Source organism: Candidatus Cloacimonadota bacterium (genome assembly GCA_021734245.1).
GTDB lineage: Bacteria > Cloacimonadota > Cloacimonadia > Cloacimonadales > TCS61 > B137-G9.
Genome location: JAIPJH010000037.1, coordinates 1 through 13,956 on the forward strand (window position 1 = coordinate 1; position 13,956 = coordinate 13,956).

General features: G+C 37.7%; 17 protein-coding genes. All 17 read right to left on the bottom strand.

What is annotated here, in order from left to right:
* Positions 1 to 105 precede the first annotated feature (105 nt).
* Complete coding sequence (locus tag K9N40_07110) at positions 106 to 279, bottom strand: nucleotidyltransferase domain-containing protein (GenBank protein MCF7814228.1); 174 nt, start codon at positions 277 to 279, stop codon at positions 106 to 108.
* Positions 258 to 503, bottom strand: a complete 246-nt coding sequence (locus tag K9N40_07115; GenBank protein MCF7814229.1) for a HEPN domain-containing protein — start codon at positions 501 to 503, stop codon at positions 258 to 260. The genes K9N40_07110 and K9N40_07115 overlap by 22 nt, the downstream gene beginning before the upstream one ends.
* Positions 500 to 637, bottom strand: coding sequence for a hypothetical protein (locus K9N40_07120; protein MCF7814230.1), 138 nt, complete (start codon positions 635 to 637; stop codon positions 500 to 502). The genes K9N40_07115 and K9N40_07120 overlap by 4 nt, the downstream gene beginning before the upstream one ends.
* Positions 638 to 724: 87 nt before the next feature.
* Positions 725 to 1,228 (bottom strand): PaaI family thioesterase, encoded by a 504-nt coding sequence (locus K9N40_07125; protein ID MCF7814231.1) that lies wholly within the window; start codon positions 1,226 to 1,228, stop codon positions 725 to 727.
* Positions 1,225 to 1,452, bottom strand: a complete 228-nt coding sequence (locus K9N40_07130) for a hypothetical protein (GenBank protein MCF7814232.1) — start codon at positions 1,450 to 1,452, stop codon at positions 1,225 to 1,227. Before K9N40_07130 ends, K9N40_07125 begins: the two co-directional genes overlap by 4 nt.
* A gap of 526 nt (positions 1,453 to 1,978) precedes the next feature.
* The gene (locus tag K9N40_07135; protein ID MCF7814233.1) at positions 1,979 to 3,535 is read right to left on the bottom strand and encodes a DUF1566 domain-containing protein; all 1,557 of its coding nucleotides are present in this window, start codon (positions 3,533 to 3,535) and stop codon (positions 1,979 to 1,981) included.
* 581 nt (positions 3,536 to 4,116) lie between these two features.
* Positions 4,117 to 4,296: a hypothetical protein gene (locus K9N40_07140; protein ID MCF7814234.1), complete on the bottom strand. Its 180-nt coding sequence runs from the start codon at positions 4,294 to 4,296 to the stop codon at positions 4,117 to 4,119.
* Positions 4,293 to 6,200, bottom strand: a complete 1,908-nt coding sequence (locus K9N40_07145; GenBank protein ID MCF7814235.1) for a hypothetical protein — start codon at positions 6,198 to 6,200, stop codon at positions 4,293 to 4,295. The genes K9N40_07140 and K9N40_07145 overlap by 4 nt, the downstream gene beginning before the upstream one ends.
* Positions 6,201 to 6,229: 29 nt before the next feature.
* Entirely contained in the window at positions 6,230 to 6,979 is a 750-nt protein-coding gene (locus K9N40_07150) for a YjbH domain-containing protein (GenBank protein ID MCF7814236.1), read from the bottom strand.
* Between the two features lie 23 nt (positions 6,980 to 7,002).
* Positions 7,003 to 8,049, bottom strand: a complete 1,047-nt coding sequence (locus K9N40_07155) for a DUF4837 family protein (GenBank protein ID MCF7814237.1) — start codon at positions 8,047 to 8,049, stop codon at positions 7,003 to 7,005.
* A complete protein-coding gene (gene pgsA / locus K9N40_07160; protein ID MCF7814238.1) occupies positions 8,046 to 8,657 on the bottom strand; it encodes a CDP-diacylglycerol--glycerol-3-phosphate 3-phosphatidyltransferase in 612 nt (203 codons plus the stop codon). Before pgsA ends, K9N40_07155 begins: the two co-directional genes overlap by 4 nt.
* Positions 8,654 to 9,433, bottom strand: coding sequence for a hypothetical protein (locus K9N40_07165; GenBank protein MCF7814239.1), 780 nt, complete (start codon positions 9,431 to 9,433; stop codon positions 8,654 to 8,656). Before K9N40_07165 ends, pgsA begins: the two co-directional genes overlap by 4 nt.
* Entirely contained in the window at positions 9,434 to 10,057 is a 624-nt protein-coding gene (locus tag K9N40_07170; protein ID MCF7814240.1) for an ATP-binding cassette domain-containing protein, read from the bottom strand. It abuts the gene before it with no gap.
* Complete coding sequence (locus K9N40_07175; GenBank protein ID MCF7814241.1) at positions 10,044 to 10,658, bottom strand: methyltransferase; 615 nt, start codon at positions 10,656 to 10,658, stop codon at positions 10,044 to 10,046. Before K9N40_07175 ends, K9N40_07170 begins: the two co-directional genes overlap by 14 nt.
* Before the next feature lie 326 nt (positions 10,659 to 10,984).
* Complete coding sequence (locus K9N40_07180; protein ID MCF7814242.1) at positions 10,985 to 12,304, bottom strand: right-handed parallel beta-helix repeat-containing protein; 1,320 nt, start codon at positions 12,302 to 12,304, stop codon at positions 10,985 to 10,987.
* 247 nt (positions 12,305 to 12,551) lie between these two features.
* Complete coding sequence (gene dut, locus K9N40_07185; GenBank protein MCF7814243.1) at positions 12,552 to 12,992, bottom strand: dUTP diphosphatase; 441 nt, start codon at positions 12,990 to 12,992, stop codon at positions 12,552 to 12,554.
* Between the two features lie 57 nt (positions 12,993 to 13,049).
* Positions 13,050 to 13,943, bottom strand: a complete 894-nt coding sequence (locus K9N40_07190; protein MCF7814244.1) for a polyprenyl synthetase family protein — start codon at positions 13,941 to 13,943, stop codon at positions 13,050 to 13,052.
* Positions 13,944 to 13,956: the final 13 nt, after the last annotated feature.

The following is a 13,956-nucleotide window of genomic DNA, read 5'->3' on the forward strand; positions in this document are numbered from 1 at the left end:
GCTGTCCAGCCAGGTAGCAGCATGGACAAAAGCAAGAAACAAAAAAGAATGCTCTATAAACTGGCAGTTTACCACCCAAGATTCACGAGTTAAATTGAAACGTCTCTATCCGACAATCGATGATTGACGGGTCACTAGAAGTAAATCAATATCACTGTCTTCTGTTGCAGTACCATTTGAATAACTTCCATACAAGAAGGCTTTTTCAATTCCAATACCTTCATCAGATAAAATTGTCAGGTAACTTTTTATCAAATCTACAATTTGTTTTGGAGCCATATAAAAATCTCTTTTGTTTTTTCAAAATATTGTTTTGTTTTCTCTAAATCAGGTGTGTTGGGATTATAGTCAGGATATCTTCCCTGTAAATGATATCTCATAAGAATTCCAAAGAAAATTTCCATTTCTTTAGGGATGATTATATCTGTTTTTTCAGATAGAAAAATCAAATTATGCGATTTAGGCGGAATTGCTGATATTGCTTTTACGATATGGGCTCTCAATGCTTTTTCAATAACCAGGTGACAGAAAATAAACCTTGTAGTATTTTATTTTGATCAATAAGAATATTGGCTGTCTCAAGATCATCTTGGGCTGATTCCAACCAATATTTAATCTGCTTTTCTAGATCAATCATTTTTTTCATCCCTACCTGAATCCGAATTTCAAATATTTAATGAAAATGGCAAGTTATTTGATTTTATCTGAATCTTTAAAACCAGAGTTATATCTCTATTTCTTCAGGATCAGTTTCCATTTCCACGACTTTCCATTCTTGCTCTTCATGATCGAAATCGGCAATTTTATCGATTGGCAGTTTGATGTATTTTCCCCAGGCGGTTACGGCAATTTCGCCATTCGGCAGAATGAGTTCTCCGGTTCCTTCAAAGAATCTTCTGTTTTGATTTGTGATGCGACTGATAACTTTCAATTCCACATCGTAGGGAACGGGACGGCGGAATTTGCAATTCAGTTCTACTGTTACTCCCCAAATTTCTTCGTGTTCTATCATTATTGCTCTGCCAATTGTTTCATCTAAAATTGCAGTTGAAATTCCTCCATGCAGTCTGCCGGGATAACTCTGGTGTAATTCGCAGGGAATAAAGGTTGCCACGAGTTCATTATTTTCCAATTCGTAAAATCCGGCTTTGATGCCGAAATTGTTGTTCAGTCCGCAAACGAAACAGAGTTTGCTGTTCTGGTGTTTTTTTCGTACTTTATGGATCATGAATTTCCTCTATTTAGTAATTCAAAAACATCATTATCTAAGACTATTCCTGCTTTTTGGGCGTATGATTGAACCATTTTTCTCAACTTACGAAATTTCGCCAAAACGAGGTTTTTTTTCAACGACAACAGTGCAAAATCATTGATTAAAATGTTTCTTTCTTCACAAAGATCATTCAATTCTTTCATCATATCAGCCGAAATTTCTATAGTGATTTCAGACATCTTACTCTCCTTCAATCGACTGGAAGTTCAAGACCAGTATATTTTCGGTCAAGAAAAAAACAGATCCTTCAACTTGGGAATGCATCTCAAATTTTGAGATTCTTTCGAATGTTGACAAACAATAGATATTTTCTTGCATCCCCCTAAATATTCCTTTATCAGGAATCAATAAAAAAAACACTACAATTTCATTTTTTTCAAGCCTATGAATTTTTAACCTGTGAAATCAATTCAATTTCACTGGGTTATTCATGGGAAAAACAAACAAAGCCTTTTATAGTAACCATTTCAATGGTTTATCATTTGTGCAAAACGTTGAAACCGTTGTCCGATATATTTCTCGCATCAATATTCCCACGAATGAATTCGTGGGCTTTACTGGATATGTTTTTGACAGGCAAAATAGCTATAATTTCATTTATTACAAAAGATTAGGTTTACACCCTCCAAATTTTCCAGGGGGATGCGTGATAGATATTTTAACATTCCGAAGATCCCGATAAATCGGGAACATTCGGAAGTTAAACTACTTTAAAAGGATCATTTTCCTGATTGGTGATTCTGATAAATCAAGTTTGTAAAAGTAAATTCCTGAGGTTACAGAATTGCCGAAATTGTCTGTACCATCCCAGACAACACTCTGTTCACTCGTTCCTAAACTCCCGTTTGGGAAAGTGAACATTTTTACTTTCTGACCTTTAAGGTTATAAATTTCAATTTTCGCAAAGTAAGAGCTTTGCGTTACATTAAACGAAATCGTCGTGGATGGATTGAAAGGATTAGGCGAATTCTGATGCAATTCAATACTGCCTGTTTCAGGAAGATCGTTTTGAGAGTTTGTATCTTCAGCATCTCGAACCAGGCGAACATAATTGTAAATTCTGATAACATCGCCCTGTGGACCGTGGCCGTAAGGGAAACTGGATGGATCTCCACTTTTGGGATCGCTGCGCTGAGCTCCTGCACCATGCACATCCATCAAAGTATAATTCCCGGAATTGGGCGGCATTTCCATCCAGCCCAGAGCTCTTCCAAAAGAAACATAAGAAGCATAGCTGCCATTATCCATATTGGCGTGAGTTGTTCCGCTCCAGAAATAGGGATAATCAGTTTCTCCACCAGCATTGGTGATGGAAGTAACGTTGAAAAGCGGATCGATAGCTGCAGAATTAGATGTATCTGGAGAGCGTGTGTAATCGATAATACTTTGCAGTTCTTTTACATTTGGCAATCTCCAGTCGTTGTAGCCCAGATAGTTTTCATTATTTTTCTGCTGCACCCAAGCCAGAGCTTCTTCCCAGTTCAAAGCTTCCCCGCTGTCATTCTGGCTCCAGATCAGTTCCGTTGCATTGTCTGTTGTCGTGCCATCACCATTATCTTCAAAATCATTGACACCATAATTTTCAGTTCCGCGTACATAATAAACATAGAACTGTTTATCTTCGGTTTGGCCAGGCATCGGTCCATAAGGATAACCCTTGATACGTCCGTCAGCAAAATTTACACCAAACATGGTAGGATCATTATTCATAGTGGTACTCACATAAAGCGTTGAGCTGATGAACTGAGCATCGATAATGCGTTCACCGGCGGAAACATCTCCATAGCCGAAATCAAAATAATCGGTATCGATAAATGGAATCAGATCGGTAGTAGATCCGTTCCAACCGCTGCAATCTTCTCCACTGAAAATTATCAGCGAATACAATTCTTTGATGGTGGGAATTCTCCAGTCGGAATAACCGCCGATATTCACACCAGAAACACTGGCAATCGCTTCATCATAAGACATCTTATCATCATAATTAATCTCACCATCGCCGTCGGTATCGCAGGTTTTGCTCCACATCAAATTGGTTACATTATCGGTGATCGTACAATCGCCATTGTCGGTGTAATCCGGTTGATTTCCCTCGAATTGGGCATCCTGTCCATAAAACGGATCGCCGGGATCGGGCGCAGTGATCTCATCAAATTCATCGTAAAATAAAGTCTGATTCGTATCCACGATTGGATAATTTTGAGCCAATAAAATCGTGAACAACAGCATTATAAGGATTCCAGTGATAATTTTCTTTTTCATTATCCACCTCCTATAAAGTTGCAGACAAAGAAATTTGTAGATCCCTGCGAAAAAAGTGTTAACCTGGAAAAGGTTTCTGTCAAAATATCTTCTTCTTCACGCATCTTCCGAAAAATATTTGCTTTTCTGTAATCAACAAAAAACACAATAATTTCATTTTTTCAAGCCCATGAATTTATTCATGGGAAAAGCAAACAAACCCTTTTATAGTATCCATTTCAATGGTTTTGTATTTGTGCAAACGGTTGAAACCGTTATCCGATATATTTATAGTATCAAAATTCCCACGAATGACCTATTGAAATCAATTCAATTTCACAGGTTAAAAATTCGTGGGCTTTACTGGATAAGGTTTTGGATGGATAAAATAGCAATAAATTAGTTTTATACATTCCAAATTTTTCGGGGAATGCGAGATCTTCTTCTTAGTACTTTCAAGGTTAATCTTTATTTTAGCAAACCCTGAAAGTCTCAATTGAGAGAAATTTCGGAAGAGAGCTTTTCAGGGCTTGTTTTTATTTATTATTCAACTCTGAAAGTGTCAATTTTTTGAGAATTCTCGGTAGAGACCTTTTCAGAGTTTAATCTTTCCTCTTCGTTCCCGCCATGATCGCAGCCGGAAAAAGCACCACATAGGCGATGATGAGAATGATGGGCGAAATGGTTTTGTCGCCTGTTCCCATGATGATGTAGCCGATGATCGTTGCCAGAATAGCTATGATAAGCAAAGCTACATTTGTTTTATTAAATACGAATCTCATTTTTTCTCTCCTAAAGTTATTTCTTCCAATAAATTTTCAGCTGCTTCCGCTGAGATGGGATCATCATTAACTTCAATAGCAATCTTTAAATATTTCTGCGCCATTTCCTTCTGACCCAATTTCCAGTAAATAGCTCCCAGATGAAAGGCGATCTCGCTGTTTTCCACAGGTTTGGAAAGCGGGATTTTCATGGCAGCCAGAGCTTTTTCGGGTTTATCATCAACATAATACAACCAGGCTAAACTATCCCAGATCATTTCGCTGTCGGGTTTTAATTTTACAGCTTCTTCCAGAAGTTTGTAGGCAAGCTCGAAGTCATCAGAATATTCGTTTTTGGCGATGGAATATCCCAAAGCGTTTTTGAGGTCAGCATTTTCCGGATAGAGATCTATAGAATCTAACAATATTCTCTTCATATTATCATAAGAAGCAAATTGTTCAGCTACAATTGAATAACGCAAATACGTTGAAACATGAGGCTTAGAATTTTCGGAAAGCTCTTTTAAAGCAACTACATAAGAAAGTGAGTCTTTACCAATTCCATACAAAATACTGGAAACAATTTCATTGGAAATGTAAACGGAGTCTGGTGCAAGCTCGATCAGCTCGATTGCTTTCTCATAATTATCTGAATTCTGCAGAAGCAGAGTTGCAGCAGTAAAATTCATATCACGATCTACGAGTGATTGAGCATCGATACTGAGAATCTGCTCTGCTGCTACTGCTTTTTCATCTACAGATGTATACATCATAGCCAGCAAATAATGGATGTGATTCTTATCTTCCACGAAATTGTTGTACTCTTGCAAAACTGCCACTAAATCGTTAAAAATCTGTTCATCCTGTTCGAAAGGAAATTTAAAAATGAAATCTCGCAAAGCATCCAGATCGTTACTTTTTGCCAGAGCTTCAGCAGCGTCGGTTTTCCTGCCAGCATCGAAATAAAGTTTTGCCAGATAAGCATAAAAGGAAGGTTGTAATTCCGGTTTGATATTTCCCAGATCTTCCAGAATTTCTCCTGCTTTTATTCCGGTTTCAAAATCCTGCTTATTTATAGCCGAAAAGAAGACAAATTTCAATATTTCTTCCGTTCCAACTGCAAAAGCAGCAGTTTTATTTTTTAGAACTTTATCCCAGTCTTTCTGAGTAAAATACTTTCCAACCAAAAAAGTAACAAGCGGATCGGAAACAGGCTTTCCATCATCCAATCTTTGCTGAATAAGCTGTAAAATTTTATCCTGATTTCCTGCTTTATCAAAAGCCGAAAGCAGAGATTTCATGGTCTGTTCATCGTCCCATTTTTCGTAAGCCTGGGTTAAAATTTCCAATCCTTTTTCAGCATCTATTTCACTAATGAGACTGGCAACTAAAAGAACTTCTTCCTTCTTTTTCCAGGGAAGATCTAAAGCATCAAACAAAAGTTTTTTATCAGTTGGAGGAAAGTATTCCTTCCTGAAAACATAATACATTGCCAGGCTGCGCATGGTTTTTTCTTTTTCCAGAGCTGCTTCATAAAAATAATTAGCTCGTTCATAATTTTGTTCCATGCGATAAGTATCTGCCAAAATTTGCAGCATTTTAGCTGAATAAACTTTTGAAGCGTAATACTTTTCGCCCAAAGTTATCAGTTCTTGAGCTCTTTCTTTTTGAGAATAAGAAAGCAGAGCCAGCGTTTCCAGCAAACGTTCTTTGATGTGAATTGATTTTGGATCTTCCTGAGCTGCCCGTTTGAAGAGATCAACAGCTGTGGCAAAATCTTTATTTTCAAAAGCTGTTTCAGCAATTGCGTAATAGTTTGTGGAAAGGAATGTGGGTTCGCTTTGAGGTTGGGAAGGCTCTTCCGGCTTATTGACAGAACAGCCAAAACTTAATACAATGATAGTAATTAACCAAAAATATTTCATTAAAATTTTTTCCTGATTTTTTTATTTTTTTAGAATGTCATATTATACAAAAGTGTAAGAGTTCGATCGCAGCCTTCAGTATCAGTTCGATTTTCCAGAAGATCGTAGAACGAAATTTTAAGGATCAGATATTCGGTAAAATGAATATCAACAGAAGCATTCAAAAAGCCAACGCCTTGAATATCAATATTATTCAAGTCTTGGAAAGCACCTTTATTATCGTTCCAGGCTGTATCGTATTCTGCCATTATTACGATCATATCTCCCAGAGATTTATCGATTCCGGCAAAAAGATTCAAGCCTTCTTCATATTCTGTTTCCAGGCTGTAATTCGCACCGAGATGAAATCCCAGATTTCCCAGAAAGAAATAGTTTTTGCTGGCTGCAAAATAAACACCTTTCGATTTAATATCATATCGCTTTTGATCTTTGTAATAATTTCCATGTCCCTGCGAATCGTAGCCGATAGCCATAGCTGGAAGTTGAGCTGTTTCATCCAGAAAACGAATCTTGCAATTGAATTCCACTCTTTCATGCCAGACAGGATTTTGATTTCCCACGATTCTTTCGGCTCCATAATTTACCCCGATATTGAAGCGGGGAAAAAGACCGATCCTGGTTCCCAGCAGAAGTCCGTTATCTTTGTAAAGTTTGGCAGAAATCTCTACTTCTCCTTTTTGCAGAATACCCGCCGTGGGAGAATCGATCAGCGTGTTCAATTCATAACCAAATGCTGATGCAAAAACCATTAACATCATTAACAGAAAAATCTTTTTCATATCAAAACTCTCCTTATTCAGAGTTACTTTTTAACTTCAAAAGTTCTACTTATCACTTCCAGCTCGATGAGAGCAGCCAGTTTATAACCTTCAGGAAAATAGACAGAATTATCGAGGATAAAAGCAGTTTGACTTTCTTCATCATAGAAGGCAAAACTCTGGAATGCACCACCTACCGAATATTTTTTATTCTGCCATCTTCCTGCCATTTTCCAACCTGCAAAAGATCCAAGTTCATAAAGGCGGAAACGGATATCTTTGTCAAAGATTTCATCTTCATCATAGCATTTCCAGGCCAGATCTGCCCGTTTTTCTTTCAGCCAGTCGTCGGTAACTTGATCGGTTTCCATCGGTTCCCAGTAAATTGTAATATAGCGATCTGCTTTGTTGCGCAATCTTGCCAGGAATGAAACGTAATTTTCTGCAGCATCATGTTTATACAAAGTATAGGTTTTGGGAAGATCAAGTTTCCAATTAAAAGTTTTAAAATAGGAATCATCATAAATCTTGTTTTTGAAAACCTGTTTGGAAATGCGTTCAAATAAACGTTCTTTAAAAAGATCAAAAGTCTGGTTCAGCATTTCCAGATTCAGTTCCAGTAGATTTCGTTCCGTATCTGCCAGCAGGAAAAGTACAAATTGATCATTTGCCCACACATTATTCTGCGGATAAACACCGATCGAATTTTCCTCAATATGTTTGGAAACGCTTTCTCCCATGATGTTTTTTACGTACTGTGCTACCGGCTGGTTGGAATCCAGATTTGCCAGAAAAAGCAGGTTATTGAATTTATAGAAACTTTCCATCTTATCCAAAGGAGCACGTTTGATCATAAAATAAGGTTCATTCATCGTGGTAAAAACAGTGCGTTCCAAACTTTTACGCACATGATATTCGGCATATTTCCACACGTTATCATCAGCGAAAACATAGATATCCTGCTTGTGTCCCCAGCTCATCGGTTTACGCACATCTATATTGGAACGCTGCTGGGAATTATCTCCACTTTTTCCGCAGGAAAGTAAAAGAAGAATTATAAAAATAGAAATTATCCTCATGAATCTATTCATTTATTTTCCCCAAATTTATTTTCATTTCCGTGGTTATACTTGCGGATCGATCTGATAATGGAAAGTCCGGAGATTACCGTTATCAAAGCTACGATCCAAAAATAAGATTTAAAACCCGATTCGATATAAAATTTATGGAAATCATTTAATATTGCTGGGAAGAAGGTCAGGAAAGATTTATAAACCAGAGCTGTGATGATTCCTGTCAGCTGCAAAACTGTTTTCAGTTTTCCCAGACCTTTGGCAGGAATAATAAATTTTTTTGATGCCAGATAATAACGCAACAGAGTGATTATGACTTCCCGAACTACGATAATAATTATAACTGGAATTGTTATCAAGTTTACATCTGGCAAAGCCAGCGCGATAAGAGCGGAAATAACCAATATCTTATCAGCAACCGGATCCATTAATTTCCCAAAATTGGAGGTAACTTCAAATCTACGAGCCAGCATGCCGTCATAATAATCGGTGATACTGGCAATGATAAACACAAAAGCAGACCAGACGTAATGATATTCAAATGGAGCAAAAAAGATCATCCACACAAAAACCGGAACCAGAGCGATGCGGAACAAAGTTAAAAAATTTGGTATATGTTTTTTCAAAATTTATTTCCCATAAAAATTCGTGATATAAATACTGATAGAACTACAAAAATAAACTCAGCAGCGAAATAGCGAATATCCATTTTTACTGGAAGATAATCGTAGCGTAAGGCTGCCAAATATGCTGCAAAATTAAGACCGACAGGAATTATACAAATCCACAGAGAATGCAGGAAAAAATTAATATTCCTGACTTTTCTTTTTCCGCCGGCATTACGGAAGATCCGCCAGTAATCGTACTTTCTGCTTTCAAAATAGATGCGCAGTAAAACGATGCTGAAAAACAGGAAAACAGCGATCAAAATATTTGCATAAAAATATCCACGTTCCAAAAGATCGATCTTTCGTAATCCTACCCGTTGAAAATATTCATCAAAATTAATTATAACTTCCGGATAGCTGGTATTCAAATGATTTTCCAATTCACGCTTTTCGTCGACAGTAAAAGTAGAACCATTAAAATATATCTTCATCACGCTGGGAACGTTGAAATTTCCCAGCAGCAAGGCTGCATTGTTCAGTTGATAATCCTGGATCAGATTTTTTTTGATAAGCGTGTCCGATTCCAAAACTGTGTATTTTACGATTTGTAATGTATCCAGATGAGTTTTCAGATTCTGCAGCGGCTCGTATTCGGAGCAGACCAGGATCATCGGAACGGAAGAAAGTTCCTGTTCGTAGCGCTGCGACTGATAATTGAAACCCAGATGCAATCCATTCCAGATGGCAACAACTACCAGCACGATGAGAACCTGCAGAAATGTCGCTTTTTTCATTTAGGCTTGCTCCAGTTTCACGATCTTTTTATCCTGCTCGCGATAATATTCATCAAAATATTCCAATTTGCGTTTTGCGGTAGCGATCACTGTGGTTCCATTACCGATGGCGTATTGCAGAATATCCATGATCTTCAGATAATTTTTGTCATCGAAATACACGTCCAGATCGTCGATTAGAATCAGATGCGGAAGCTGCATTACAGCGCGAATCAGTTCCAGCATTTTAGTTTCGGAAAAAGATAATTCAGCCTGCTTTAGTCCAATTTTATGATTCAATACTACCAATTTTAAAAGCTCGAAAATTTTTATTTTCTGCCGTTTGGAAATCTTATCGAAAGGAATGGTAATATTGTTCCAAAGAGTTTCTTCGGAAATTACATGCGAAGCAATTTCCAATAAAATGGAACCTTCTTTTTTCTTGAAATAAGATGATTTTCCTTTGTATTGAATAGTGCCGGCATATTTGGAGTTACGTCCGTGAATTGCCTGCAGAAAGAGTGATTTACCGATTTTGTTATCGCCAAAAAACAGCACTTTCTGTCCGTTGGCGATCTCGATCCTATCGATCACCATCGATCTGCTTTTGCCGATCGTTAATGCAAAATGTTCAATATTCAGCATGAACCAACTCCATCATCATCCTTTCTTTCTGCTCCTCTAAAGGCATGATAATTTTGTCAGCTATTATTAGGTCAACAATTTTTGCGTTTTTTTCGCATTCTTTCCAGCGCAAGGTAGGATATATCAGGAAAGCTTTTCCATTTATTTTAAGATTACGTTTCAGGCAGCAAAACACATCATTCATCGTGCAGCAAATTTCATGGCGGGAAATTGCGCGTTCTTTTATAGGACTTATTCGTCCTTCTTTTTTGGCAAAATAAGGCGGATTGGAAATGATCAGATCAAATTTTTCAGACGTTTGGAATTCTTTCAGATCTGCTTGCAGGAAGGTTGTTTTTACTTCTGACAGTTCTGCATTGGAACGGGAAAGTTCCACTAATTCCTGTTGAATTTCAATTCCGGTGATCTGCCAGTTTGGACGATAATGAGCCAGCATGATCGAGATGATTCCGTTACCGCTGCCCAGTTCCAGAACTTTTAACTCTTTCGCAAAATTTCTTTTCAAGATCGTTTCGACCACAAACGCTGTATCGGATGTGATGGCTTGACCGTGATCGGTCTGGAAGATTGTTTTATGGAAAGGCAGGAGGACTGGTTTCATAACTCACCCTCAGTCTTCGCACAAGGCTACGCCACGACAAGTGCTGTCCCTCTCTTTGGCAAATAGAGGGAACATGAGATGCCGTAGTGAGAAGTGACTGTGAGACTTTGGGACTTTGTGATTGGGAGAAATTGGGAAGGTGAAAGTTTTTTTTGTATAATTACTAATGACTAATGTACAATCACCGTCATTCTGCCTGCCAAACCGAAGCTTAGCGAAGGCTGGACGTTTCATGCACGTTGTTCTTAGGAAGAATCTCATATTTTCATTTAATTGGCCACAAAAAGCATAAAAGTGATTTTTGATTTCTCTGTTTTTCTGCTTCTTTATTTCAATAATAACATCTTACAATTTGCTTCCACATTTCCAGATTTGAGTTTTGCATAGTAAATTCCTGATGAAACTGGTTTGTTGTTTTGGTCTGTTCCGTTCCAGACGACAGAATAACTCGCTGGCTTGCCATATGCTTCGACAAGCTCAGCATGACTAAAAGTTTTTATTTTTTGACCTTTTAAATTGTAGATTTCTATGGTCGCAAACGAGGACGTTTGCGTTATATTGAAAGAAATAGTTGTGGATGGATTGAAAGGATTGGGATAATTTGAGAGATGAGAAGTGAGAGATGAGTTGTGAGGGATTTCATGTTCTTCTATTCCATTTGCTTGATGATAATACAAAGCTCCAATATCAGCAATAGTTCCATCAGGATCAAGTGGAAGATTTGGGTCTCCAGCATCTACGCAAGGTGAATCGGATTGAAGATGATAATCTCCATAAAAGGGATCAACAAAAAGTGGATCTAAATTTATCTCGCCATAACCGGGTTGTGGTGAAAATGGCTGTGAATAATAATTTGGCAAAACTCCATAATATTCCCAATAATTTGCTGTTGAATTATTCCAGACATCATTATAAGCTATATCTACAAGGTGAATAGCAGATTCAAGTCCTCCTTCCAGAATTATCCCATAAGAAAAACCAGTGATAATGTTATTACGAACTATTTGTCCTTCCGTAGGATTTAGAAGAATAGCAACAAATTCACCATTTCCTGTTATGGTATTGTTAATAATGTCTGGTTCAGAATAATAAGGATAAATACCATTGCAATCATTATCTGCAATAAGATTATAAGATACAATTCCAACAGATACAGAGAAGTGAACTGTAGAAAAGCCGCTATTATTTGTAATTTCATTTCTATTGATAATAACATTTGAATTACTGGAAACGGCAATTCCTCTACAATTATTCGTAATAGTGTTATCTTCTATTACAATTCGGGAGCAAGAAGTGAAGATGCCGCTGGAATATCCAGGATCATCGCCACTATTGGTTATTGTGAAATTGCAGATTTTACCTGAGGAAAAACTGAATGCAACCACATGACCATTTTCTCCTCCGTCGATTGTTGTATTATCTGTACCAGAACCAATTAAACTAATATCTCGTCTTTGATGTAAATATATGTTTTCGTAATAAATACCTGGGGCAACTAATATCGTATCACCAAGTTCTGCTATATTAACTCCAGCTTGAATTGTTGGTTGATCATCCGGAATATTAATAATTAATGAATGAAGAAAACTAAAAACAAAGAAGGCAAACAAAAATAACACTAAATACTTAATCTTTGTTATTACCATTTTTTCTAATTCCTATCTCTCATTTTTCACTACACAAACCTAATCTCTATTGCGGAACAACGAGATTCTTCCCAAGAGCAACCTTCGTAAGATTCTTCAGAATGACGTTATTTTTGCCTCTTTGCATCTCTGCATCTCTGCATCTCTGTCTCTTTGCTTCTCAGCTTCTCAGCTTCTCAGCATCTCAGCGTCTCAGCGTCTCAGCGTCTCAGAAGCACAGTTCTTAACTCAATGCTTCGCTTATGAGTCAAGTCCTGTTTGTGTGGCCGAAGCCGCCGGTTCCACGCTCGGTTTCATCCAGTTGTTCTGTCAGTTCAAAATTCACTGCTTCGTGTTTAGCAATTACCATTTGAGCAATGCGGGTTTGCGGTTCGATAGTGAAATCAGTTTTCCCGAAATTAAAGAGGATGATCTTAATTTCACCGCGATAATCGGCATCGATAGTACCGGGAGAATTCAACACTCCCAGCTGATGTTTTACTGCCAGTCCGCTGCGGGGACGAATTTGTGCTTCAAAACCAACAGGAAGTGCAATTGCCAAGCCGATCGGGATCAGTTTTACTTCACCGCTTTTTATAATTATGTTTTTTTGGTGGCAGGAATAAAGGTCGTAGCCTGCTGCATGTTCTGTCATGCGTTTGGGTAGGATTGCGTTTTTATCCAGTTTCTGGATATTGATTTTTAACATTTGCTTCATATTCCTTATTTCTCCCATGTTAAGGGGAGATCAAGAGGGGTTTCAGCATTAGAATTTTCGAGTTAAAATGAAATCACAAAGCATCAACAGAATTTCAGCTTTTTCTCCGTATGGTTTCAGCAGAGCTTTCGATTCTTCAATCAGTTTTTCCGCCATTTTCTTGGATTCTTCCAAACCGTAAACTGCCGGGAAAGTAGCTTTCTGAGCCTGTTTATCTTTGCCGATCGTTTTTCCCAGAGTTAGCTGATTTCCTTCGATATCCAGAATATCATCCACGATCTGGAAAGCCAGGCCGAGTTTCGTTCCAAATTTTTCCATGCGTTTCAGATCACTGTCGGAAGCTCCAGCCAGATAGCAGCCAAATCGAATTGGCAGATTTATCATACGTGCAGTTTTATTTTTGTGTATATAATCCAAAGTAGATTTTTTTACTTTTTTGCCTTCACTCAGAATGTCTATCATTTGCCCGGCGATAAGTCCGTTGTCACCGGTTTCTTGGGAAAGTTCTTTTATTATCTGCAATTGCAATTTGGATTCGATATCGGTGTAAGTGATTGCTTCGAAAGCGTTTACCAGGAGTGCATCTCCAGCCAGAAGAGCGATATCCGATCCATAAACTACATGGCAGGCTTTTTTACCACGGCGGTATTCATCGTTGTCTATTTCGGGGAGATCATCATGGATAAGCGTGTAACTGTGCATCATTTCCAATGCTCCAGCCAATAGAAAAGTTTTTTCTATATCGTCTTTAAAAAGCTTGTAGGTGTGAACCATCAGGTAGGGGCGAATTCTTTTTCCACCGGCAAAAAGTGTGTGCCGCATCGCTTTGTGTATCTGTTTGGGATATTCATCCTTTCTTGGTAAAAAACGATCTACTTCGATATTTACAAGTTCTCTTTTTTCTTTGAGATCTTTTTTCAATAACATTTTATTTGTACTCATAAATCCTCATTTA

Excerpts from the sequence above, each read along its gene's own strand:
- K9N40_07110 (MCF7814228.1), bottom strand. The coding sequence starts at position 279 with ATGGCTCCAAAACAAATTGTAGATTTGATAAAAAGTTACCTGACAATT.
- K9N40_07120 (MCF7814230.1), bottom strand. The coding sequence starts at position 637 with ATGATTGATCTAGAAAAGCAGATTAAATATTGGTTGGAATCAGCCCAA.
- K9N40_07125 (MCF7814231.1), bottom strand. The coding sequence starts at position 1,228 with ATGATCCATAAAGTACGAAAAAAACACCAGAACAGCAAACTCTGTTTC.
- K9N40_07130 (MCF7814232.1), bottom strand. The coding sequence starts at position 1,452 with ATGTCTGAAATCACTATAGAAATTTCGGCTGATATGATGAAAGAATTG.
- K9N40_07135 (MCF7814233.1), bottom strand. The coding sequence starts at position 3,535 with ATGAAAAAGAAAATTATCACTGGAATCCTTATAATGCTGTTGTTCACG.
- K9N40_07140 (MCF7814234.1), bottom strand. The coding sequence starts at position 4,296 with ATGAGATTCGTATTTAATAAAACAAATGTAGCTTTGCTTATCATAGCT.
- K9N40_07145 (MCF7814235.1), bottom strand. The coding sequence starts at position 6,200 with ATGAAATATTTTTGGTTAATTACTATCATTGTATTAAGTTTTGGCTGT.
- K9N40_07150 (MCF7814236.1), bottom strand. The coding sequence starts at position 6,979 with ATGAAAAAGATTTTTCTGTTAATGATGTTAATGGTTTTTGCATCAGCA.
- K9N40_07155 (MCF7814237.1), bottom strand. The coding sequence starts at position 8,049 with ATGAATAGATTCATGAGGATAATTTCTATTTTTATAATTCTTCTTTTA.
- K9N40_07165 (MCF7814239.1), bottom strand. The coding sequence starts at position 9,433 with ATGAAAAAAGCGACATTTCTGCAGGTTCTCATCGTGCTGGTAGTTGTT.
- K9N40_07170 (MCF7814240.1), bottom strand. The coding sequence starts at position 10,057 with ATGCTGAATATTGAACATTTTGCATTAACGATCGGCAAAAGCAGATCG.
- K9N40_07175 (MCF7814241.1), bottom strand. The coding sequence starts at position 10,658 with ATGAAACCAGTCCTCCTGCCTTTCCATAAAACAATCTTCCAGACCGAT.
- K9N40_07180 (MCF7814242.1), bottom strand. The coding sequence starts at position 12,304 with ATGGTAATAACAAAGATTAAGTATTTAGTGTTATTTTTGTTTGCCTTC.
- dut (MCF7814243.1), bottom strand. The coding sequence starts at position 12,992 with ATGTTAAAAATCAATATCCAGAAACTGGATAAAAACGCAATCCTACCC.
- K9N40_07190 (MCF7814244.1), bottom strand. The coding sequence starts at position 13,943 with ATGAGTACAAATAAAATGTTATTGAAAAAAGATCTCAAAGAAAAAAGA.